The sequence below is a fragment of the Mycobacterium sp. genome (genome assembly GCF_040509115.1).
Lineage (GTDB): Bacteria > Actinomycetota > Actinomycetes > Mycobacteriales > Mycobacteriaceae > Mycobacterium.
The window spans coordinates 23,428-46,413 of record NZ_JBEVLO010000459.1 but is presented as its reverse complement, the minus strand read 5'-3'; the positions used below and the strand labels follow the sequence as shown (position 1 = coordinate 46,413).

At 68.1% G+C, this 22,986-nt stretch carries 12 protein-coding genes; 5 read left to right on the top strand and 7 right to left on the bottom strand.

All coding sequences use genetic code 11. The features are described 5' to 3' along the window. Window positions 1-833, bottom strand: an 833-nt coding sequence (locus tag ABW137_RS31350; RefSeq protein WP_526406066.1) for a MaoC/PaaZ C-terminal domain-containing protein, incomplete at its 3' end; no start/stop codon positions are given. A gap of 2 nt (window positions 834-835) precedes the next feature. Beyond that, entirely contained in the window at window positions 836-2,200 is a 1,365-nt protein-coding gene (locus ABW137_RS31345; RefSeq protein WP_526406062.1) for a 3-oxoacyl-ACP reductase, read from the bottom strand. A 172-nt stretch (window positions 2,201-2,372) separates the two neighbouring features. On the opposite strand from ABW137_RS31345, the gene ABW137_RS31340 reads away from it, so the two are divergent. Next, complete coding sequence (locus ABW137_RS31340; protein ID WP_526406061.1) at window positions 2,373-3,671, top strand: acetyl-CoA C-acetyltransferase; 1,299 nt, start codon at window positions 2,373-2,375, stop codon at window positions 3,669-3,671. A gap of 113 nt (window positions 3,672-3,784) precedes the next feature. Here the strand turns inward: ABW137_RS31340 and ABW137_RS31335 are convergent, their stop codons facing one another. From ABW137_RS31335 to ABW137_RS31325, 3 genes are all read right to left on the bottom strand, one after another. Further along, window positions 3,785-4,918: a TDT family transporter gene (locus tag ABW137_RS31335; protein ID WP_526406059.1), complete on the bottom strand. Its 1,134-nt coding sequence runs from the start codon at window positions 4,916-4,918 to the stop codon at window positions 3,785-3,787. Between the two features lie 196 nt (window positions 4,919-5,114). Then, window positions 5,115-6,053 (bottom strand): alpha/beta hydrolase, encoded by a 939-nt coding sequence (locus tag ABW137_RS31330; protein WP_526406064.1) that lies wholly within the window; start codon window positions 6,051-6,053, stop codon window positions 5,115-5,117. A gap of 588 nt (window positions 6,054-6,641) precedes the next feature. Continuing rightward, window positions 6,642-8,477, bottom strand: a complete 1,836-nt coding sequence (locus ABW137_RS31325; protein ID WP_526406057.1) for an acyl-CoA dehydrogenase C-terminal domain-containing protein — start codon at window positions 8,475-8,477, stop codon at window positions 6,642-6,644. Between the two features lie 248 nt (window positions 8,478-8,725). On the opposite strand from ABW137_RS31325, the gene ABW137_RS31320 reads away from it, so the two are divergent. The 4 genes from ABW137_RS31320 (at window position 8,726) to ABW137_RS31305 (ending at window position 20,992) form a co-directional block, all read left to right on the top strand. Continuing rightward, complete coding sequence (locus ABW137_RS31320) at window positions 8,726-9,811, top strand: NAD(P)H-dependent amine dehydrogenase family protein (protein ID WP_526406055.1); 1,086 nt, start codon at window positions 8,726-8,728, stop codon at window positions 9,809-9,811. A gap of 320 nt (window positions 9,812-10,131) precedes the next feature. Beyond that, complete coding sequence (gene pks2, locus ABW137_RS31315; protein ID WP_526406054.1) at window positions 10,132-16,455, top strand: sulfolipid-1 biosynthesis phthioceranic/hydroxyphthioceranic acid synthase; 6,324 nt, start codon at window positions 10,132-10,134, stop codon at window positions 16,453-16,455. A gap of 64 nt (window positions 16,456-16,519) precedes the next feature. Beyond that, window positions 16,520-17,935 carry a condensation domain-containing protein gene (locus ABW137_RS31310; RefSeq protein WP_526406052.1) on the top strand — a complete coding sequence of 472 codons (1,416 nt, stop codon included), beginning with the start codon at window positions 16,520-16,522 and terminating at the stop codon, window positions 17,933-17,935. A gap of 27 nt (window positions 17,936-17,962) precedes the next feature. Beyond that, window positions 17,963-20,992, top strand: coding sequence for an MMPL/RND family transporter (locus ABW137_RS31305; RefSeq protein WP_526406050.1), 3,030 nt, complete (start codon window positions 17,963-17,965; stop codon window positions 20,990-20,992). Between the two features lie 105 nt (window positions 20,993-21,097). Here ABW137_RS31305 and ABW137_RS31300 read toward each other — a convergent pair whose 3' ends face one another. Continuing rightward, window positions 21,098-22,180 (bottom strand): PE-PPE domain-containing protein, encoded by a 1,083-nt coding sequence (locus ABW137_RS31300; RefSeq protein ID WP_526406048.1) that lies wholly within the window; start codon window positions 22,178-22,180, stop codon window positions 21,098-21,100. A 128-nt stretch (window positions 22,181-22,308) separates the two neighbouring features. Further along, the gene (locus ABW137_RS31295) at window positions 22,309-22,959 is read right to left on the bottom strand and encodes a GAP family protein (protein ID WP_526406046.1); all 651 of its coding nucleotides are present in this window, start codon (window positions 22,957-22,959) and stop codon (window positions 22,309-22,311) included. Window positions 22,960-22,986: the final 27 nt, after the last annotated feature.

Genomic DNA, 22,986 nt, shown 5'->3' with positions numbered 1-22,986 from the left:
GTGACCGTGCCCGTGAGGTGCGGGTAGCCCTTGGACAGGTGGCGCAGCGACAGGTCCCAGCCGTTGGGAATGCGATTCACGTACAGGCCGGCCCGTGCGGGCAGCAGCACCGGCTTGCCGAAGCGCACCGAGTACTTGACGGCATGGGGAAGCTGACCTTCGATGTTGGCCAGCACCGCCGCGGCAGTGAACATGCCATGCGCGATGGAGGTGGGGAAGCCGAACAGCTTGGCGCCGAGTGAAGTGGTGTGAATGGGGTTCTGGTCCCCGCCCACCGAGGCGTAGTGCCGAATCTGGCCCGGTGTGATGCGCAGAATCGCGTTCGGGGGCGGTAACTTCGGCTGCTTCTTCTGTTCGGCCTTGGGCTGCTCGGACAGGCTGGTGCGCTGCTGGTGCAGGAACGTGGTGACCTGGTGCCATGCGGTGTCGTTGCCTACCGAGACGTCGGTGACCAGGTCGACCAACAGTCCCTTGCGGTGCTCGCGCAAGTTCTCGGCGTGCACGTCGACGCTCACGACGTCGGTGACGGAGATCGGCTGGTACTGGGTGACGTGGTTCTCGACGTGCACCGAACCCATTGCGGCGAACGGGAAGTCGAACCCGCTGACCAACGACATCATCGAGGGGAACGTCAGGGCGAACGGATACGTCAGGGGAACCGTGTCGCCGAAGCGCAACCCGGTGACGGCGGCGTAGTCGGCGACGTTGGCGGGATCGATTGCCAGGTTCTCGACGTGGACCGTCCGGTCCGGCAGGCGATCGCCGCGGGATACGAGCGGCAACGCACCTGCTGCGGCCAGCACCATGTTCTTCAGACCGCTGGGCTGATTCATGCTCACGCCCCCAGCATGGCCTGGCCGCACACCCGAATGGTGTTGCCCGTCACGGCATTCGATGCGGGACTGGCGAAGTAGGCAATGGCCTCGGCGACGTCGACCGGCAGGCCGCCCTGGAACAGCGAGTTGAGTCTGCGGCCCACCTCGCGGGTGGCCAGCGGAATCGCCTCGGTCATCTTGGTCTCGATGAAGCCGGGTGCGACGGCGTTGATGGTGATGCCCTTCGCGCCGAACACCGGCGCGAGCGCTTGCGTCATGCCGATCATGCCCGCCTTGGTGGCCGCGTAGTTGGTCTGGCCGCGGTTGCCCGCGATCCCCGCCATCGAGGACAGTCCGACGATGCGGCCGCCTTCGCCAATGGTGCCGTTGTCCACCAGACCCTGCGCAAGACGTTGCGGGGCAAGAAGATTCACGGCGACGACCGAGTCCCATCGACCAGCGTCCATGTTGGCGAGCAGCTTGTCGCGGGTGATGCCCGCATTGTTGACGAGGATGTGAGCCTTGCCGCCCGAATGATCCGCGTAGTGCTCGCGCAGGTGTTCGGTGATGCGGTCGACCGCGTCGGCGGCGGTGACGTCCAACGTCAGTGCGGTGCCGCCGACCTTCGTGGCGGTCTCGGCCAGCGCCTGAGCCGAGCTTTCCACGTCGATGGCCACGACCTTGGCGCCGTCCCGTGCGAAGACCCTGGCGATCTCGGCGCCGATGCCGCGGGCGGCGCCGGTCACCAGTGCCACCTTGCCGTCGAGTGGCTTGTCCCAGTCGGCCGGCGGCACCGAATCCTTGCCGTCGACGTAGAACACTTGGGCGTCGACGTACGCCGACTTGCCGGACAGCAGGAAGCGCACCGTGGACTCGAGCCCGGTGGCGGCGGGCTTGGCGTCCGCGGCTAGATAGACAAGACCGATCGTCGCGCCGTGCTGAAGTTCCTTGCCGAGTGAGCGGGTGAAGCCCTCGAGCGCGCGCTGCGCGATGTGCTCGTCGACGTCGGCGGTCTGGTCCGGCGTGGTGCCGACGACGACGAGTCGACCCGAATGGCCGATGTTGCGCAGCAACGGGGTGAAGAACTCGCGGAGCCCCTTGAGCCCTTCCGGTGTGGTGATGCCGGTGGCGTCGAAGACCAGCCCGCCGAAGGAGTCGGCCCAACGTCCGCCCAGATTGTCGCCGACGAGGTCGTAGTCCTCGGCCAGCGCCGCGCGCAGCGGTTCGGCGACGCGGCCCTCACCACCGATCAGCAGGGAGCCCGACAGCGCGGGTTGGCCCGCCTCGTACCGGCGCAGGGCCTCTGGCTGCGGTACGCCGAGTTGCTTGGCCAGGAACGAGCCCGGTCCGGAATTGACCACTTGTGAGAACAGGTCGGTAGCCACTGCGCTGCCTCTCTACGGGAAAAGGGGTAGAAAACGGGTACGTCCTACGGTCGAGGGTGTACCCCCGTCAGTCGTATCGTCACGGACTGTCGTATCGGTCACGAACTTACTCCGGAGTAAGAACGGTGGGTAGTATGACCCTCGACACTGACGTCCATGACGAGAGGTAACAGTGGCTGAAAAGACCGCCCGCCGAGTAGCCATCCTCGGCGGCAACAGAATCCCCTTCGCACGCTCCGACGGCGCCTACGCCAACGCCTCGAACCAGGACATGTTCACAGCTGCGCTGGGTGGCTTGATCGACCGGTTCAACCTCAAGGGTGAACGACTCGGCGCCGTGGTCGGCGGCGCGGTGCTCAAGCACAGCCGTGACTTCAACCTGATCCGCGAATGCGTGCTCGGCACCTCCCTCGACGCCCACACCCCCGCCTACGACCTGCAGCAGGCGTGTGGCACCGGGCTGCAGTCCGCCATCGCCGTCGCCAATGGCATCGCGCTCGGGCAGTACGACTCCGGCGCCGCAGGCGGCGTCGACACCACCTCGGACGCCCCGATCGCGTTCGGCGACGACTTCCGTCACGTGCTACTCGGCCTGCGCAGGGCAAAGAGCAACGTCGCCAGGCTCAAGCTCGTCGGCAAGCTGCCCGCGTCCCTCGGCGTGGAGATCCCGACCAACGGCGAACCCCGCACGGGCATGTCGATGGGCGAGCACGCTGCGATCACCGCCAAGCAGATGGGCATCAAGCGCGTCGACCAGGACGAGCTGGCCGCGGCCAGCCACCAGAACATGGCGGCGGCATACGACCGCGGCTTCTTCGACGACCTCGTCAGCCCGTTCCTCGGTCTGTACCGCGACAACAACCTGCGGGCCGATTCGTCGGCCGAGAAGCTAGCCAAGCTCAAGCCGGTGTTCGGCGTGAAGAACGGCGACGCGACCATGACGGCGGGCAACTCGACGCCGCTCACCGACGGCGCCTCGGTCGCGCTGCTGTCCACCGATGAGTGGGCCGCCGAACGCAACCTGCCCGTGCTGGCCTACTTCGTCGACGGCGAGACCGCTGCGGTCGACTACGTCAACGGCCCCGACGGCCTGCTGATGGCACCCACGTACGCGGTGCCGCGACTGCTGGCCCGCAACGGCCTCACGCTGCAGGACTTCGACCTCTACGAGATCCACGAAGCATTCGCCTCGGTGGTGCTAGCGACGCTGGCGGCGTGGGAATCCGACGAATACTGCAAGGAACGCCTCGGACTCGACGCACCACTCGGCTCCATCGACCGCGCGAAGCTGAACGTCAACGGCTCGTCTCTGGCCGCCGGACACCCGTTCGCCGCGACCGGCGGCCGCATCGTCGCGCAGCTGGCCAAGCAGCTGGCGGAGAAGAAGGCTCAGACCGGACAGCCCGTTCGCGGTCTCATCTCGATCTGCGCCGCTGGTGGGCAGGGCGTCACGGCGATCCTGGAGGCGTGACGAAGACTTCGTCGCGTGGGCTGTAACGCCCGGCGCCGCGGCGTCGATAGTTCGGGTAGCTCCGTGTTGCCGTCTGACCCCCCGACCCGACGGCAACACGGGGCTCCTTCGTTTCAGGCCCCCTGCGGCTCCCGGCCGTCCCCGTCCTTGCGGGCTCTGATCGGACCGGCCGCAGGCGGCGGAACGAACAAACTTCCGCCAACGCTGCCGCGCGCCGTCCGCACCGCGACAAGGCCCCAGGTACACAGCAATCCGACGTACGCGATCACGGCGGCCACGGCGAACGCCGGCAGTTCCGTGTGCTTGGCCAGTTGCGTGGTCCCCGTGACGAAGGTCCCGACGGGGAACGTCAGGCTCCACCACGTCAGCGCGAACGGCATTCCGCGCCGCAGCGTGCGCACCGTCAGCTGGGTCGCCAACGCGATCCACAGCACCGCGAATCCCCACACCGGCACGCCGAAGAGCACGGCGAAGACGTTCATGGCGCCTGCCAGTTCGGCAGGCACGGCCAGGTGCGCCGCAGCGCCGAGCAGCCCGGCGGCCGTCATGCCCTGCCCGAGCGGGCCGAGGACGATCCAGAGCGTTGGCACGCGCGCGGTGCCCGACGTGCCGTACAGCGCGAGCCTGCTCCAGATCATGCTGATGATGATCAGCGCAGCGATCAGCGAGAGGCCGAACATCGCATAGCAGCCGTACAGCATCGTCGTGCGCCCGGTGCCCGGCGCCATGTGAGGAATGAGAAGCGCTCCCGAGGCCGCCGACACCATCGGCGGCACCACCGGCATCAGCCAACCGCCGAACGCCGCGTCGGGCTCCACGTTCAGCTGGGTGAACATCAGGAAGGGGATGGTCGCGGCGGTGAACAGGCCCCCGACGGTGCCCGCGGTCCACAGCGCCCAGGCCAGGTCGACCGCAATGCGTTCGCCGATGAGGTCCTTGCCGATCAGCAAGGCGCCCGACCCGATCGTCAGCAGGGCCATCGGCGCTGCGCCGTAGAAGTGGGCCATCTGCGGGTTGCGGGAGTGACTGCGGGCGACCGTCGGGTGCCGCAACCACTGGATGCTCACGGCGATCACCAGGGCCACCAGCAGCAGGGCCGCGGCGACCCACACGACGCGGCAGAACACGTGCAGGCCGGGGACCTGGACCGGCAGCGTGGCGCCCGCCGTCGCGACGATGCCGGTGCCCATCACCGAGGCGAACCAGTTGGGTCCGAAGTTCTGGAGGCGGGCGGCTTCGGTCGTCATGTGGGCATTGAACACCCTTTGCCGGGTCGGCCGTCCTCACCGTGCTTCGACGGAGTGAGGCCGCAGGCGTCGACGAATACGTCGCCGCGACGTTCGACCCAGCCCGGAGGGCCGGGCCCGGACGCGAGCCGTGCTCCGCAAGCTGGCTCCCCAGCCGACGGAATCGCCTCGCGAGCACGGGGATTCAGTCGCGAGCCTAGGCAGGGCTCAACGGCGCAGCGGCGAAGGGCAGCGGCGTCGCAGGTACGTCGGGGGTGTGCACCGCCCCCGCCAGCCAAGGCAGCGCGGCGGTGAAGACCTGCGTCGCGAGCGGCCAGTCGTGCCGACCCGTCGTGGGGACCACCGAGCACGTGATGCCGTTGGCGCGACCGAGGCCGCACAGCGCATTGGCGGCCTGAGTCTGGTCGCCAGGATTGCCCGCCGCGTCGCGGCCGCCGAGTCCGATGGCTCCGTCACCCCCGGCGTTCCTGTGCTGGGTCGGAGCGTCCGTCGAGATGGCGAACCACCCGGAAACCCCTTGATAGGGACCGTGTTTGGAGATGACCGTGGTCGGGTCGAAAGCCGCCCATGCGGTGGTGTCACCGCCGAACAGCCGGTCGACGGTCTGATCGTGGGTACCGGCGTTGGGGCCCATGTCGCCCGCGATGTCGACGAAGCTGCCGAACAACTCCGGGTGCATCACGGTCAGGTCGACGGCGCAGGTGCCGCCCATCGACCAGCCGACGATGCCCCAGTCGGCGCTGGCGGTGCTGGTGCCGAAGGTCGTGTCGACGTACGGCACCACGTCCTTGGTCAGATGGTCCGCGGCGTTGCCGCGCACGCCGTTCACGCATTCGGTGTCGTTGTTGAACGACCCGCCTGCGTCGACGAAGACGAACACGGGGGCATTGCCGCCGTGGGCCGCCGCGAAGTCGTCGATGATCGCGGCCGCGTTACCGGTGCGCAGCCAATCGGCGGGCGTGTTGAATTCACCACCGATCATCATCACCACCGGCAACCTGGGTGGCGGGTTGCTGGCGAACCATCGCGGCGGCAGGTACACGAGCTCGGTGCGGTGCTTGAAACCCGAAGCGGTCGAAGGGATGTCGACGCTGATCACGCTGCCGTGCGAAGGCACGGTGCCGGCCCGCTGCATGGCGGCGACGGTGTCGGGGTCCGTCTCATCGGGCAGGGGCCCCGCGGTGAGCTGATTCCAGGCGAGCTGCACGGTGGGGAAGTAGCCAACCCAGGTGTTGAGGGCCAGCGCCGTGCTCAGCAGGCACAGCGGGACCGCGGCGATGGCGGCCGCTCGGCGCCACCGGATCCCGCGCCACCCCAGCACGGCCACACCGACGGCGAACCCCGTCAGCCCGGTCCACGCCCAGAGCGCGTCTGGGGCGGGATCGCCTGCCATGCCCTGGGATTCGACGTACCAGTGCGCCCACGCCGCGACCGCCGCGCCGAAGAGCATCGCGGTGGGGAGCCACATCAGCCGCCAGCGCCGGGTGCGCCAACCGACCGCCGCGACCAGAACGACGGCGGCGACGATCTGCACGGTGATGGGTAGCCACCCCTGCAGCAACGACAATCCCCGGTGATAGGTCGCGGGTGCGTCGGCGGCCATGAGGTTCACCGTTACATCGTGGCAACGGATCCTGTGCGGTTCCTGTTGCCGAGTGGCCAGTTATCACACGCAAAACGCCAATTGGCGTGTGATAACGGGCCACTCAACGCACTAGGAATCCTAGAAGGCGGCTTCGTCGAGCTCCATCAGGTCGTTGTCGATCGTGTCGATGGTCAGACGCGTGCTGGTGAGCAGCGGCAGGAAGGTCTTCGAGAAGAACGACGCCACGGCGACCTTGCCCTCGTAGAAGGACTTGTCGGCACCGGTGGCACCCTCGTCGAGTGCGGCGATGGCGACGGCGGCCTGCTTCTGCAGCAGCCAACCGAGCACCAGGTCGCCGACGCTCATCAGGAAGCGCACGGAGCCAAGGCCCACCTTGTAGATGTTCTTGGGATCCTCCTGAGCCGACATCAGGTAGCCGGTGAGGGTGGCGGCCATGCCCTGGACGTCGGCCAGCGCCGTCGCCAGGATCTCGCGCTCGGCCTTGAGCCGACCGTTGCCCGCCTCGCTCTTGACGAACTGCTCGATCTCGTTCGCCACGTACCCCAGCGCAACGCCCTTGTCGCGGACGATCTTCCGGAAGAAGAAGTCCTGGGCCTGGATGGCGGTGGTGCCCTCGTAGAGCGAGTCGATCTTGGCGTCGCGGATGTACTGCTCGATCGGGTAGTCCTGCAGGAAGCCGGAACCACCGAAGGTCTGCAGGCTCTCGGTGAGCTTGGCGTACGCCTGCTCGGAGCCGACGCCCTTGACGACCGGCAGCAGCAGATCGTTCACCTTGACGGCCAGGTCGGCGTCGACGCCGTGGACGGCCTTGGCGACCGCCGCATCCTGGAACGTGGCGGTGTAGAGATACAGCGCGCGCAGCGCCTCGGCGTACGCCTTCTGGGTCATCAGCGAGCGGCGGACGTCCGGGTGATGCGTGATGGTGACGCGCGGGGCGGCCTTGTCGGTCATCTGGGTCAGGTCGGCACCCTGCACGCGGGTCTTCGCGTACTCGAGCGCGTTGAGGTAGCCGGTTGACAGCGTGGCGATGGCCTTGGTGCCCACCATCATTCGCGCCTGCTCGATGACATCGAACATCTGCGCGATGCCGTTGTGCACCTCGCCGACGAGCCATCCCTTGGCGGGGACGCCGTGCTGGCCGAGGGACAGCTCGCAGGTCGCGGAGACCTTGAGGCCCATCTTGTGCTCGACGTTGGTGACGTAGACGCCGTTGCGCTCGCCGGGCTCGCCGGTCTCGAAGTCGAACAAGAACTTGGGTACGAAGAACAGCGAGAGACCCTTCGTGCCGGGGCCTGCGCCCTCCGGGCGGGCCAGCACGAGGTGGAAGATGTTCTCGAAGGCGTCGCCCGAGTCACCGGAGGTGATGAAGCGCTTCACGCCCTCGATGTGCCAGGAGCCGTCCTCCTGCCGGACGGCCTTGGTGCGGCCCGCGCCGACGTCGGAGCCCGCGTCGGGCTCGGTGAGAACCATGGTGGAGCCCCAGCCGCGCTCGGCAGCGAGGATGGCCCACTTCTTCTGCTCCTCGGTGGCCTGGTCGTAGAAGATGTTGGCGAAGCCCGCGCCGCCGCCATACATCCACACGGCGGGGTTCGCGCCGAGGACGTGTTCGTTGAGTGCCCACATGAGTGCCTTGGGGGCGGGGGTGCCGCCGAGGGCGTCGTCGAGTCCGACGCGGTCCCAGCCGCCCTCGATGACGGCCCGCAGGGACTTCTTGAACCCCTCTGGCAGCGTGACGGTGTAGGTCTCGGGATCGTACGTGGGGGGGTTGCGGTCCGAGTCGGCGAACGATTCGGCGACGGGCCCCTCGGCCAGACGGGCCATCTCTTCGAGCATCTCGCGGGCGGTATCGGCGTCCAGGTCGGTGTAGTCGCCTTCGCCGAAGGCCTTGTCGACGCCCAACACCTCGAAGAGGTTGAATACCTGGTCACGGACGTTGCTCTTGTAGTGGCTCACGATGTCTCCTCGATGAGAATGCCGTCTGCGGTTGGGTACTAGGGTTAAGTTACCCACCAGTAACTGCCAACGACTATACCGTTGGGTAACTTGATCGCAAAGCGCTGTCGAGCTAATTTGTGCTGGCTAACCAACCCGGCGGTTGATTGGGGCGGCCAACCGACTGGTTGATACCCGCTGACCTGGGTTTTCCTCACCGTGTGATGTCGACCACTAGAACGTCCAGCACGCCAACTAGGGTCACTCGGATGAGGCGAGTCGTGGTATGGGGAACGGGCAACATGGGGTCGACGGCGATCCGGTCGACGGTCGCGTTTCCCGGCCTCGAATTGGTCGGCGTCATCACCTCCTCGGAGGACAAGGCGGGCCGGGATGCCGCGACGTTCGCTGGCCTGGACGCCGACACCGGAGTCACCGCCACCACGGACGTCACCGCGGCATTGGCTGGATGTGACGCCGTCGCCTACATGGCATCCGGCGACATCCGGCCCGACGATGCGGTCGACGACATCGAGCGGTGTCTGCGCGCCGGGGCGCACGTCGTCACGCCGTCGCTGTACTCGCTGTACGACCCCAGATCCGCACCCAAGGCCTGGATCGACCGGCTGACCGCGGCCGCCGAGGAGGGTGGCGCCACGCTGCTGGTCAGTGGCGTCGATCCCGGCTGGGCCAATGACGCGCTGGCGGTGATGGCCGCAGGACTGTGCACGCGCATCAAGACCATCCACTGCCAGGAGATCTTCGACTACTCGACCTATGACCAGCCCCAAGCCGTCCGTGTGAGCTGCGGCTTCGGCGGGCCGATGGACGAGGTGCCGATGATGCTGCTTCCGTCGATCCCAACGATGGTCTGGGGCGGCAACATTCGCCTGATCGGCCGCGGCCTCGGTCTGCAGATCGACGAGATCACCGAAGTGGTCGAACGGCTGCCGCTCGAGGAGTCGGTGGACAACGTGATGGGTCGCTTCGAGAAGGGCACCCAGGGCGCGTTCTGGCTCAAGGTCATCGGATGGGCCGACGGCAGGGAACGCATCGTCGTCGACCACATCACCCGCATCGACCCGGCGTGCGCGCCGCAGTGGCCACAGCCCGACGAGGGCGTCGGTGATCACCGCGTGATCGTCGACGGCGATCCGCAACTGACCATCGTCAGCCGAGCCGACGTAGTGGGCGGCACTCGCGCCGATGGTGGCAACACCACCGCAGCCAACCGCCTGCTCGGTGCCATCGAATGGCTCGCCACGCAGAAGCCGGGCCTCTACGACGGGCTCGACGTCCCGCTGCATACTCCCGGGCCCGCCGCCGTGGAGGCGACTCGCTGGGCCGACTACTGATCGCGTGGTTGCTGGCGCACGCTTTGCCAGCTATCTAGTCGAGCTATCGCTCCCGCCGCGGTGCTCGCGGCGCCACCGCCGCCGCGCGATCCCGCGGCGCACGCAAACCCCATGCGCACCACGGTTTTCGCAGTCCACCGGGCCTGCGCCGACGTGAACGAGCCCACCGCAGCTCGAGTCGCTAAGCTACCGCTGACGTTGACGAATCCTGAGCCCTGATGCAGCGCGGCATCTTCGGGCGCGCCACCGCGAGGGCTTTGCGGCATTCGCACTGGCAACTGAGCTGCCCAGACAATCGGGCGAGAACAGGGAGAACGCACTTGCGCGAAGCGACTGCCACGCCCATCGCCGTGATCGGCATGTCCTGCAGGCTCCCCGGAGGGATCGACTCTCCCCAAGGTCTGTGGGAGGCGCTGCTGCGAGGCGACGACCTGGTGGGCGAGATCCCCGCCGACCGCTGGGACGCGGACGTCTACTACGACCCGGAACCCGGCGTACCGGGCCGCTCGATCACCCGATGGGGAGCCTTCCTCGACGACGTCGGCGGCTTCGACTGCGACTTCTTCGGCATGACCGAGCGCGAGGCGACGGCCGTCGATCCACAGCACCGGCTGCTGCTGGAAGCCTCCTGGGATGCGTTCGAGCACGCGGGCATCGACCCGTCGTCGCTGGCCAAGACGCAGACCGGCGTGTTCGTCGGCCTGACCCACGGCGACTACGAACTGCTGTCCGCCGACATCGGTGCGGCAGAGGGGCCGTACGGGTTCAGCGGCACCAGCAACAGCTTCGCCTCCGGTCGCGTCTCGTACGCCCTCGGCCTGCAGGGACCGGCGCTCACGGTCGACACGGCGTGCTCCTCCGGGCTGATGGCAGTGCACCTGGCCTGCCGCAGCCTTCACGACGGCGAGAGCGACCTCGCCGTCGCCAGCGGCGTCGCGGTCGCACTCGAACCGCGCAAGTCGATTGCCGGGTCGCTGCAGGGGATGCTGTCGCCCAGCGGCCGATGCCACACGTTCGACGTCGATGCCGACGGGTTCGTCTCCGGCGAGGGATGCGTCGTGCTGCTACTCAAGCGGCTGCCCGACGCCGAACGGGACGGCGACCGGATCCTCGCCGTGGTCCAGGGCACCGCGGCCAACCAGGACGGTCGCACGCCCAACATCGCGACCCCGTCGGAGGACGCGCAGGTCGCGTGCTACCAAGCCGCGCTGGCTGCGGGCGGCGTCGACCCGGTGACCGTCGGGTTCGTCGAGGCCCACGGCACCGGAACGCCCGTCGGTGACCCCATCGAGTACGCCAGCCTCGCGGCGGTCTACGGCACCGACGGCCCCACCGTGCTTGGCTCGGTGAAGACCAACTTCGGGCATCTGCAGTCCACGTCCGGCTCACTGGGCATGATGAAGGCGATCCTCGCGCTGCAGCACGGCGTCGTCCCGCAGAACCTGCACTTCAACCAACTACCCGACGAGATGGCCTCGATTGAGACGGGGCTCTTCGTGCCGACCGAGCGCACGCCGTGGCCACACAACGGCGACCGGCCGCGCCGGGCCGCGGTCTCGTCGTACGGAATGTCGGGCACCAACGTGCACGCCGTCCTCGAGCAGGCCCCCAAGAAGGCGCCCGCCCCGCAGGCCGACATTGAGGCCCCGGTGGGTCCGCTGCTGTTTCCGGTGTCCGCGACGTCCGCCGAGCAGCTTCGCGTCACCGCGGGCCGACTCGCCGACTGGGTGGACGCCGGCGCCGACGACAAGACGCCACTCGCCGACCTGGGCTACACGCTGGCGCGTCGGCGTGCGCACCGGCCGGTCCGCACCGCCGTCGCCGCAGGCACCCATGCCGAGCTGAGTGCTGCGCTGCGGCAGGTCGCCGACTCCGACGTGCCGCTGGAGGCTGCGGTCGGCCAGGACGACCGTGGGCCGGTGTGGGTGTTCTCCGGTCAGGGGTCGCAATGGCCGAGGATGGGTGCCCAACTGCTCGCCAGCGAGCCGGTGTTCGCGGCGACGATCGCCGCCATCGAGCCGATCATCGCCAGCGAGTCCGGCTTCTCCGTCACCGAGGTCATCACCGCGCCGCAGACCGTGACCGGCATCGACCGCGTGCAGCCGACCATCTTCGCGATGCAGGTGGCGTTGGCCGAGACCATGAAGTCCTACGGTGTGGTTCCCGGCGCCGTCATCGGGCACTCCCTCGGAGAGGCGGCCGCCGCCGTCGTCGCTGGTGCGCTGTCGCTCGAAGACGGGTTGCGCGTCATCTGCCGTCGTTCCACGTTGATGAAGCGGGTCTCCGGTACCGGTGCCATGGCCTCGGTGGAACTGCCTGCACAGCAAGTGCTTTCAGAGCTCTCCATTCGGGGCATCAGTGACGTCGTGATCTCCGTGGTCGCCTCGCCGACGTCGACCGTGATCGGCGGCAACACGCAGACGGTCCGCGACCTGGTGGCCGCCTGGGAGGCCAAGGACGTGATGGCCCGCGAGGTGGCCGTCGACGTGGCATCGCATTCGCCCCAGGTCGACCCCATCCTCGACGACCTGATCGACCTGCTCGCCGAGCTCGAGCCCCGCAAGCCGGAGATCCCGTATTACTCGGCGACACTGTGGGATCCACGCGACCGACCCACGTGGGACGCCGATTACTGGGCCGACAACCTCCGCTTCACCGTGCGATTCGGCGCGGCCGTCCAAGCGGCGCTGAACGACGGCTTCCGCGTCTTCGCTGAGATGTCGCCGCACCCGCTGCTGACGCACGCCGTGCAGCAGAACGCGGGCAGCCTCGACATGCCGATCGCCGCACTGGCCGCGATGCGCCGCGAGCAGGAATTGCCGATCGGGCTGCGCGGTTTCGTCGCCGACGTCTTCGCCGCGGGTGCGGCCGTGGACTTCTCGGTGACGTATCCCGACGGTCACCTCGTCGACGCGCCGCTGCCCACCTGGACGCACCGCGAGTTGATGCTCAGTCGAGACGACCAGGACCAGCAGCACGGTGCCTCCGTCCAGGCCGTGCATCCGCTGCTCGGCGCGCACGTGCACCTCTTCGAGGAGCCCGAGCGCCACGTCTGGCAGGCCGAAGTCGGCACCCTGGTGCACCCGTGGCTCGCCGACCACCAGATCCACAGCGTCGCAGCACTTCCCGGCGCCGCGTATTGCGAGATGGCACTGACGGCGGCGCTGACCACCCTCGGCGAGGCATCCGAGGTCCGCGCCGTCCGCTTCGAGCAGACCCTGCTTCTCGACGACGAGACCATGGTGTCCGCCGACGCTTCGGTGGTGGCGCCCGGAGTGCTGGACTTCGCCGTGGAGACACACGTCGACGGGGAACGCATTCGTCGGGCCAGTGCGGTACTGCACGACCTCGACCAGGACCACACCGGCGTGCTCCCGCCGGCGTACGACGTGGCGAAGTTGGTGGCCGACCACCCGACCAGCCTCGACGGCGCCGAACTTCGCAAGGCGTTCGACAGCGTCGGCATTCAGTACGGTCCCGCGTTCTCGGGCCTGACCGCGGTGCACACCGCCGAAGGCGACGTCACCAGCGTGCTGGCCGAGGTGGCGCTGCCCGGCCTGATCCGCTCGCAGCAGTCGGCCTACGCCACGCATCCGGCCCTACTCGACGCCTGCTTCCAGTCGGTCGTCGTGCACCCCGAGGTGCAGAAGGCGGGCGGCGGTGGTCTCCTGCTGCCGGTCGGAGTGCGCAGACTGCGTTGCTATCAGCCGACCCGCAACGCGCATTACTGCCTGACCCGCGTGACGGAGTCGCGGGTGGGTGAGTGCGAGGCCGATCTCGACGTGCTCGATCAGTTCGGCAACGTGCTGTTGTCCGTCGAGGGGCTGCGACTCGCAGGCGGCGGCTCGCACGCCGAGCACGCCGACCGTTTGATGAACGAACGATTGCTGACCATCGAGTGGGAGCAGCGCGACCTGCCCGACGGCGCGAGCGATCCGGGCTCCTGGCTGCTACTCGGCCTGTCTGACTCGGCCAATGCGCTGACGGGCGAACTGGCCCAAGCGCTTTCGGCAGACGGTGGACAGTGCGCGACGGCGTCGTGGCTCGCAGGCGACGCTGGGCCGTTGAAGTGGATCCTCGACGGCACCGACGCGAGTGCCGCGAACGGATCTGACCGCCTGAAGGGGCTGGCCGGCGTGATCGTCGTCGCGGGTGCGCCCGACACCGACACCGACGGCATCGCCGAAGCGCAGCTCGGCCGCGGGTACGTCGGCCAATTGGTGGGAATCGCAAGTGAATTGGCCGAGCTGCCGGGTGAGGCTCCGCGGCTCTTCGTGGTGACCACCAACGCGGCGACCGTGCTCGACGGTGACACTGCCAACCTGGAGCTCGGCGGCCTGCGCGGCCTGATGAGGGTCATCGACTCCGAGCATCCGCATCTGGGTGCCACTCAGATCGACGTCGAGGCAACGGCTTCCGTGGCGCAACAGGCGACGGAGGTGGCGACTCAGGTGCGCAGCGGCGTCGAGGACGACGAGACCGCATGGCGCGACGGCCAGTGGTACACCGCACGGCTGCGTCCCGGTCCGCTGCGTCCCGCCGAGCGTCGCCAGGTAGTCGTCGAGAACGACCGGGATGGCATGCGGTTGCAGATCCGCAACCCCGGCGACGTGGAGTCGCTCGAGTTCGCCGCGTTCGACCGCGTCGCCCCTGGCCCTGGCGAGATCGAGGTCGCGGTGACCGCGTCGAGCATCAACTTCGCCGACGTCCTGGTGGCCTTCGGCAGGTATCCGACCTTCGAGGGGTACCGCCAGCAGTTGGGCATCGACTTCGCAGGCGTGGTGACCGCGATCGGTCCCGACGTCACCGGCCATCGCATCGGCGACCACGTGGGGGGCATGTCCCCGAACGGCTGCTGGAGCACGTACGTCACCTGTGATGCCCGGTTGGCCATCACCCTGCCCGCCGCCGTGCCGCTCACCGAGGCCGCCGCGGTGCCCACCGCATCCGCGACCGCCTGGTACGGCCTGCACGACCTGGCCAGGATCTCGGCGAGCGACAAGGTGCTGATCCACTCGGGTACCGGCGGTGTCGGGCAGGCGGCGATCGCGATCGCGCGTGCCGTCGGCTGCGAGATCTTCGCGACGGCAGGTAGCCCAAAGCGGCGACAACTGTTGCAGGACATGGGGATCAAGCACGTCTATGATTCCCGCAGCGTCGAGTTCGCCGAGCAGATTCGCAACGACACCGGCGGTTACGGTGTCGACGTCGTGCTCAATTCCCTGCCCGGTGCGGCGCAGCGGGCAGGCTTGGAGCTGCTCGCCTTCGGCGGGCGGTTCGTCGAGATCGGCAAGCGCGACATCTACGGCGACACCCGGCTCGGGCTCTTCCCATTCCGGCGCAATCTCTCGCTGTACGCGGTCGACCTCGCGCTGATGACGCACAGCCATCCCGAGGTCGTGCAGCATCTGCTGACCACCGTCTACGAACGCACGGCGGACGGCACGCTTCCCATGCCCACCACGACGCACTATCCGATGGGCGAGGCCACCACCGCCGTGCGCCTCGTCGGCGGTGCGGGCCACACCGGCAAGGTCGTGCTCGACGTGCCGCGTGAAGGCACCAGCGTTGCGGTGCTGCCGCCGGAGCAGGCGCCGGTCTACCGGTCCGACGGGTCCTACATCGTCACCGGCGGCGTCGGCGGCCTCGGACTGTTCCTCGCCGGCGAGATGGCGGCCGCGGGGGCCGGGCGCATCGTGCTCAATTCGCGGTCGGCGCCGAATCCCGACGCGCAGGCGGCGATCGATCGCATCCGGGCCACGGGTGCCGACGTCCAGGTCGAGCTTGGCGACGTCGCAGCGCCGGGGACGGCGGACCGGCTCGTCGCGGCGGCGACCGCATCCGGGCTGCCCGTTCGTGGCGTGCTGCACGCCGCCGCCGTGGTGGAGGACGCCACGCTGACCAACATCAGTCCCGCACTCATCGACCGTTGCTGGGCGCCGAAGGTGTACGGCGCGTGGAACATGCACGAGGCGACGGACGGTCAGCCACTGGACTGGTTCTGCTCGTTCTCGTCGGCGGCAGCGCTGGTGGGGTCGCCGGGCCAGGGTGCCTACTCGGCGGCCAACAGTTGGCTCGACGCGTTCTCGCATTGGCGCCGCTCCCAGGGGCTGCCCGCCACCTCGATCGCGTGGGGCGCGTGGGGCGAGGTCGGTCGGGCGACGGACTTTGCGGAGGTTGCGGGTGCCGCGATCACGTCGACCGAGGGCGCACGGGCCTTGTCGACGGTACTGAGCTACCACCGCACCTACACCGGCTACGCCCCGCTGATGGGGACGCCGTGGCTGACGTCCTTCGCTCAACGCAGCAAGTTCGCCGAGGCGTTCCAGTCGATGGGGAAGGGCAACGCGGACACCGGCAAGTTCCGCGCCGAGCTCCTCGCGCTGCCCCGTGAGGAGTGGCCGAGCATGATCCGGCGGCTGGTCTCCGACCAGATCAGCCTGCTGCTGCGGCGCAGCATTGACCCGGACCGGCCACTGTCGGATTATGGTCTCGACTCGCTTGGCAACTTGGAGCTGCGCACCAGGATCGAAACCGAGACGGGTGTCCGCATCGGTCCCACGCACATCACCACGGTGCGGGGACTGGCCGAGCATCTGTGCGAACAGCTGGAGACCAAGGAAGCTGCCGTAGCAGCGAACTGATGTCAGGGCTGTCGACGTCCGCCGGGGCCGAGGGAATCGGTGGGATTGAATCAAGGAGAGAACGTTGCGCGTAGGGCCTCTGGCGGTGGGAACACTCGCCGACTGGGAACCGACCACGGGGTCGGTCGTGTCGTGGGAGCCGTCTCCCGCGTCGCTCGCCGCGGCGGCGCAGGCGCCGAGCAGCGACGTGCCGGTCAGCTACATGCAGGCACAGCACATCCGCGGGTTCTACGACCAGCGGGCCGAGGGCCTGGACTACTCACGGTTGATGATCGTCAGCTGCGATGCGCCAGGCCGGTGCGACGTCCGCGCGATGACCTACGTCATCAACTCCCACCTGCGCAGGCATGACACCTACCGCAGCATGTTCTCCTACGACGGCGACGGCCCGATCGGCAGGCGCACCCTCGAAGATCCCGCTGACATCGAGTTCGTGGCCAAGCGACGTGGCGCCATGACGCTCGACGAGACGCGCGAGTTGCTGGCGGCGACGCCGGATCCGTTGCAGTGGGACTGCTTTCGTTTCGGCATCATCCAGGGTGAGGACCACTTCACCTTCTTCCTCAGCGTCGACCACGTCCACGTCGACGCGATGATCGTGGGGACCACGCTGATCGAGTTCCACATGATGTACCTGGCGCTGGTCGGTGGTCACCCACCGGTCCCGCTGCCCGAGGCGGGAAGCTACGACGAGTTCTGCCGCAAGCAGGCCGACCGGCTCGGCGCTCTCACCGCAGACTCCGCGCCGGTGAAGTCGTGGATCCAGTTCGCCGAGGGCAACGACGGCAGTATGCCCAGTTTCCCTCTGCCCCTTGGTGATCCGTACGTGCACGATCCTGGTGACATCGTCACCGTCACGGTCATGGATGCGGAGCAGACGGCCAGGTTCGAGTCCGCGTGTACGGCCGCGGGCGCCCGCTTCATCGGCGGAGTGATGGCGTGCGGCGCGCTTGCCGAGCACGAATTGACCGGCGCAGACACCTATTACGGCCTCACGCCGAGTGACACCCGCAAGACGCCGACCGATGCGTTGACGCAGGGCTGGTTCACCGGGCTGATTCCCATCACCGTGCCGATCGCGGGCGTCTCGTTCGGCGAGGCCGCGCGCGCGGCACAGGTGTCGTTCGACTCGGGGATGAGTCTCGCCGAGGTGCCCTACGGTCGGGTTCTGGAGCTGGCGCCCGAACTGAACAAGCCAAGGCCCAACTTCCCGGTGGTGAACTTCCTCGACGCGGGAACCGCTCCGCTGTCGGTGCTGCTGACCGCCGACCTGTCCGATCTGAACATCGGCATCTTCAGCGACGGCCGGTTCTCCTACCAGCTGTCCATCTACGTGATGCGGGTCGAGAACGAGACTGCGGTGGCGGTGATGTTCCCGGACAACCCCGAGGCTCAGAAGTCGGTGGCCGAGTACTTGGCTGCGCTGAAGTCGGTCTTCGAGCGGGTGGCGGAGAGCGGGCACTGGCGCAATGTCGCGTAGGTTGCCGACCGCACCGAGCCCGGGGGTGTGCGCATCTTCGGCCGGCTAGGGGACTTCATCACCCGCAGGCCGTGGATCGTCGTCGGATGCTGGCTCGTCATCGCATTGGCGCTGCCGTTGACGGTCCCGTCGCTGACGGTGATGTCCGAGCGGAATCCGGTCGCGATCCTGCCCGCCGACGCACCGTCGTCGGCAACGGCGAAGGAGATCAGCGAGACGTTCCGGGAGGCGGGCTCGGAGAACGTGCTCGTCGTCCTCCTGACCAACGATGCCGGACTCGGGCCTGCCGACGAGAAGACCTACGCCACGTTGGTCGAGAACCTGCGGCGCAACAACGGCGACGTCGTGATGCTGCAGGACTTCCTCAGCACGCCCGAGCTCAAGCAGGTGCTGGCGAGTCAGGACGGCAAGGCCTGGATTCTGCCGGTGGGCCTGACGGGGGAACTCGGCACACCGGAGTCCTACGCCGCGTACACGCGGGTCGCCGACATCGTCGAGCACACCGTCGACGGCACGACCCTCACCGCGAACCTGACGGGTCCGGCCGCGACCGTCGCCGACCTGACCGTCGCCGGTGCGCAGGACCGGCTACCGATCGAGCTGGCGATCGCGGTGCTGCTGCTGCTGATCCTGGCAATCATCTACCGGAACCCGGTCACGATGATGCTGCCGCTGGTGACGATCGGTGCGTCCCTGCTCACGGCGCAGGGGGTGGTCGCCGCGGTGTCGCTGTTCACCGGGCTGGCGATCTCCAATCAGACGATCATCTTCCTCAGCGCGATGATCGCCGGCGCGGGAACCGATTACGCGGTGTTCCTGGTCAGTCGTTACCACGACTACATCCGGCTCGGCGACGATCCGCTCCAAGCCGTGCGGCGGGCGCTGACGTCCATCGGCAAGGTCGTGGCCGCGTCCGCCGCGACGGTGGGAGTGACGTTCCTCGGCATGGGCTTCGCCAAGCTCGGGGTGTTCTCGACGGTTGGCGTTGCGCTGGCCATCGGCATTGCGGTGGCCTTCCTGGCCGCGGTGACGCTGCTGCCCGCGATCCTGTCGCTCGCCGGGCCCCGCGGTTGGATCGCCCCCCGCGCCGAGCGCACCGCAAGACTGTGGGGTGCGATGGGCGTGCGAATCGTCCGCAGGCCCGCCAGGCACCTGGTGGCCAGCCTGGTGGTCCTGCTGGCCCTGGCCAGCTGCGCGGGCCTGGTGAAGTTCAACTACGACGACCGCAAGCAGCTGGGCGACGACGTCGACAGCTCGATCGGCTACGCCGCGCTTGAGCGGCACTTCCCGGTGAATCAGACCATCCCGGAGTATCTGTTCATTCAGTCGCCGCAGGATCTGCGCACTCCGCGCGCGCTCGCCGACCTCGAGCAGATGGCGCAGCGCGTCAGTCAGCTCCCCGGCATCGCGATGGTTCGTGGCGTCACCCGCCCGACGGGCGAATCGCTGGAGCAGGCCAGGGCCACGTACCAGGCAGGCGAGGTCGGCAACCAGCTCGGCGGAGCGTCGAACCTGATCAACGGCAGCACCGGCGACCTCAACCGGCTGGCTTCGGGCGCCAACCAGCTCGCCACGGGTCTCGGCACCGCGCGCGGCCAGATCAACCAGTCGATCGGCAGCGTGCGCAGCCTCGTCGACGCTCTGGCGACCATTCAGAGTCAGTTCGGCGGCGGCACGACGATGGGGCAGCTGGGTGATGCCACCAAGATCATCGCGGGCATTCGTCAGCTCGGCCAGATCATGGAGGCGAACTTCGCGGGGTACAACGCCGACTTCGCCTGGCTGGACCCGGTGATCGCCTCCCTGAACGACAGCCCCGTCTGCAACGTCAACCCCGTGTGCGTGACCGCGCGCGGGCAGTTCGTGCGCCTGCAGGCCGCCCGCGACGACGGATCGCTCCAGCGGCTGGTCACGCTTGCCAAGCAGTTGCAGAACACGGGGCCGCTCGACAAGCTCTCGACGACGATCGACGGACTGAGCCGGTCGGTGGAGACCGCGTCCGGCGCCCTGCGCAAGTTGGGCGTGGTCGATGCGAAGAGTGCCCAGGGGCAGATCGTCACGGTGCAGAAGGGTGCCAACGACCTGGCGGGCGCCAGTCGTCAGATCGCCGACGGCGTGACCCTGCTCGTCGATCAGACCAAGCGGATGGGCGTCGGCCTCGATCAGGCGTCGACCTTCCTGATGGCGATGGGTCAGAACGCGTCGGACCCGTCGATGGCGGGTTTCAACATTCCGCCGGAAGTGTTGGGCACCAACGACTTCAGGAAGATGGCCCAGCTCTTCATCTCACCGGACGGGCACTCCGTACGGTACTTCGTACAGACCGATCTGAACCCGTTCAGCACTGAGGCGATGGATCAGGTCAACGCCATCGTCGACACCGCCAAGGGCGCCCAGCCCAACACCACGCTGTCTGACGCGTCGATCTCGATGTCCGGCTACCCGGTCACGCTGCGCGACACCCGCGACTACTACGACCGGGACATCAAGCTGATCGTCACCATCACGGTGATCGTCGTGCTGCTGATCCTCATGGTGTTGCTGCGGGCCGTGGTCGCGCCGCTGTACCTCGTCGGGTCGGTGATCATCTCCTACCTGTCGGCCGTCGGCATCGGCGTGCTGTTCTTCCAGGTCATTCTGGGTGACCAATTGCATTGGAGCGTGCCAGGATTGGCGTTCGTGGTGCTGGTCGCGGTCGGTGCCGACTACAACATGCTGCTGGCATCCCGATTGCGGGAGGAGGCCTCTGGCGGCATGCGGTCGGGCGTGATCCGCACGGTTCGTTCGACGGGCGGCGTCATCACCGCGGCCGGCCTGATCTTCGCCGCCTCGATGTTCGGTCTGTTGTTCTCCAGCATCGGCACCGTCGTGCAGGGCGGCTTCGTCATCGGTGTCGGCATCCTGGTCGACACGTTCCTGGTGCGAACCATCACGGTGCCCGCGATCGCCGCGCTGCTCGGCAGGGCCAGTTGGTGGCCGTCGAAGCCGTGGCTCCAGCCGTCATCGGAGACCCCCGACGAGCCCAAGACGGTGTTCGACGCGGTGAGCGAAAGCTAGCAGGCCTGGCCCGCGGGGGCGCGCCGAAACTCGCACCGAAACCGTGGTGGGACCGCACTTCTCGTCGACGTCGCGATCACCCGCCGTCTGAACGGGGAGGCGAAGCTAGGGCAGCGGCGGCATGAAGCTACGCACCTGGGCGAACGTGCCCTCGATGGTGTCGCGCGTCGCCGGATCGAGGATGCCGATCGGATCCATCCCGTGCACCGGATCTACCGAGACGGGCCGGTTCGCCGGGTCGTCGTAGCGCGAGTAACCGGAGTCCACGATCGGCTGCAAGACACTGTCGATCTGGTCCACGAAGCCGGGGGACATGCCGATGTAGCGCAGCGGCAGCGTCAACGGGAGGTGGTTCACCGGAATCAGGTACGTGGTCTCGGTCGCACCCCTGGAGTTGACGATGGTGCGCATGTTCTGCGGCGGCACGTCACCGGGGCCCGTGAAGGCGGCAGGCGTGTGGACGATCGCCGACGCGGCGAAGGCATTGGCGCCTGCGATCAGGTTGTCCGGCCGGTCCGGGAAGTCGGCGAGGCCGTCGTAGGTGGCGACGACGCGGTTGCTGTCGTACTGGCTGTCCACCCGCTTCGGCATGGTGTAGTCGATGAAGGGGATGTAGCTGCCCGGGGGGAACAGGCCTGCCAGGAAGCTCTTGCCGAACGCGTGGTAGCCGGTCGGGTCGCCGATCGTCGTGAACTGCAGCTTGTCCGGTGACGGCGCGTTGGGGTCGTTGGCGAGGCGGACCTGCTCCTGATCGAGTGCGAGCGTGCCCTGGGACAGTCCAACGGCCGCCGCGGGCTGGTTGCCGTTGCGGATCGCCGTGTTCAAGCTGGCGGTCGCCTCGTCGGCCGCGTGGCCGATCGAGACGCGGTCGGGCGTGTAGCCGGCGGGCAGCAGCATCGACGGCACCCAGCTGAACGGGGCGCCCGCGGGGTAGTCGATGAGGTCGCGCTGCGCTCCTGGGAAGTACTGGTTGCCAGCCCGGTTGGTGTAGTCGACCCAGGGGATGCCCGGCGGCCGCGCGCCACCCAGCGCGTAGACCACCCGCGCGGTGGAGGCTTCGCCGACGGGGGACGGCGCGGGACTGGGGAGCCACGGGTTGGCGGGGTCGGCGGCTGCGATGCCGGTGCCGAGTCCACCCGCCGAGCCGACGAGTCCGAGGGCTATCGCTCCCGCGAGTAGACGTCTCATGCACTTCTTCCTGGCTAGTCCGGCCGCTGGCGGTGACACGTGAAAAGCGGGATCAATTGCCGGATTTCGTCACCACGTTACTTTAGTCGGCTAAGCGGTGCATCACTGCGAGCCCGCTGGGAAACGCGTCACAGACCGACCATGCCCGCGACGACCAGGACGACGCCGACCACGCCGAGGAGAAGGGCCACGTCGCGGCGTCGACGCGACCGAATCCAGCGATCCAGATTCTCCATCGCGACGCGAGTCCGCGCGGGCGCCACCAGGTAGGCCAGCAGCGGGATCTCGACGAGCGCGAAGGCCAGGACGTTGAACATCAGCAGGGCCGCAACCTGCGTGGCTGCCGAGCTACCCGAGGCGAGGATGACGGCCAGCGCTGCCAGGTAGTCGACCGACGGTAGGGCTAGGCCAAGGCCTGCGCCGGCCGCCACCCACAACGAGCCACCCGTTGCCAGACGTCGGGCATGCGAGGACACCCTCCCCGGCTCACCTGTGCGGCGCAGCCGCACGCCGCTGGCCAGCACGGCCGCCAGCAGCAGGGCGGTTGCGCCGATCACGATCTGCACCTTGGGCAAGGTGAAGTGCGGCGAACCCAGCAACGTCGACCGGAACAGGAAGAGGACGGCAAGGCCGACGGCGATGCCCATCGCGAAGCCGCCGATGAGGAACGCGAGCAGTTGCAGCATTGGCCGCGGTCGGTTGAGCATCAGGACCGCCATGCCGATGCGGAACGGCTCCAGGCTGACGGCGACGGCCATCACCAGAAGGGTCAGCCACATGGCCGGTCTGTCGGTTTCGCCTCGCTC

Coding starts and splice junctions, on each gene's coding strand:
- ABW137_RS31330 (WP_526406064.1), bottom strand. CDS start 6,053: ATGCAGCGGGCCGGCACCGTGCCTTCGCACGGCAGCGTGATCAGCGTC.
- ABW137_RS31320 (WP_526406055.1), top strand. CDS start 8,726: ATGAGGCGAGTCGTGGTATGGGGAACGGGCAACATGGGGTCGACGGCG.
- ABW137_RS31335 (WP_526406059.1), bottom strand. CDS start 4,918: ATGACGACCGAAGCCGCCCGCCTCCAGAACTTCGGACCCAACTGGTTC.
- ABW137_RS31300 (WP_526406048.1), bottom strand. CDS start 22,180: ATGAGACGTCTACTCGCGGGAGCGATAGCCCTCGGACTCGTCGGCTCG.
- ABW137_RS31295 (WP_526406046.1), bottom strand. CDS start 22,959: ATGTGGCTGACCCTTCTGGTGATGGCCGTCGCCGTCAGCCTGGAGCCG.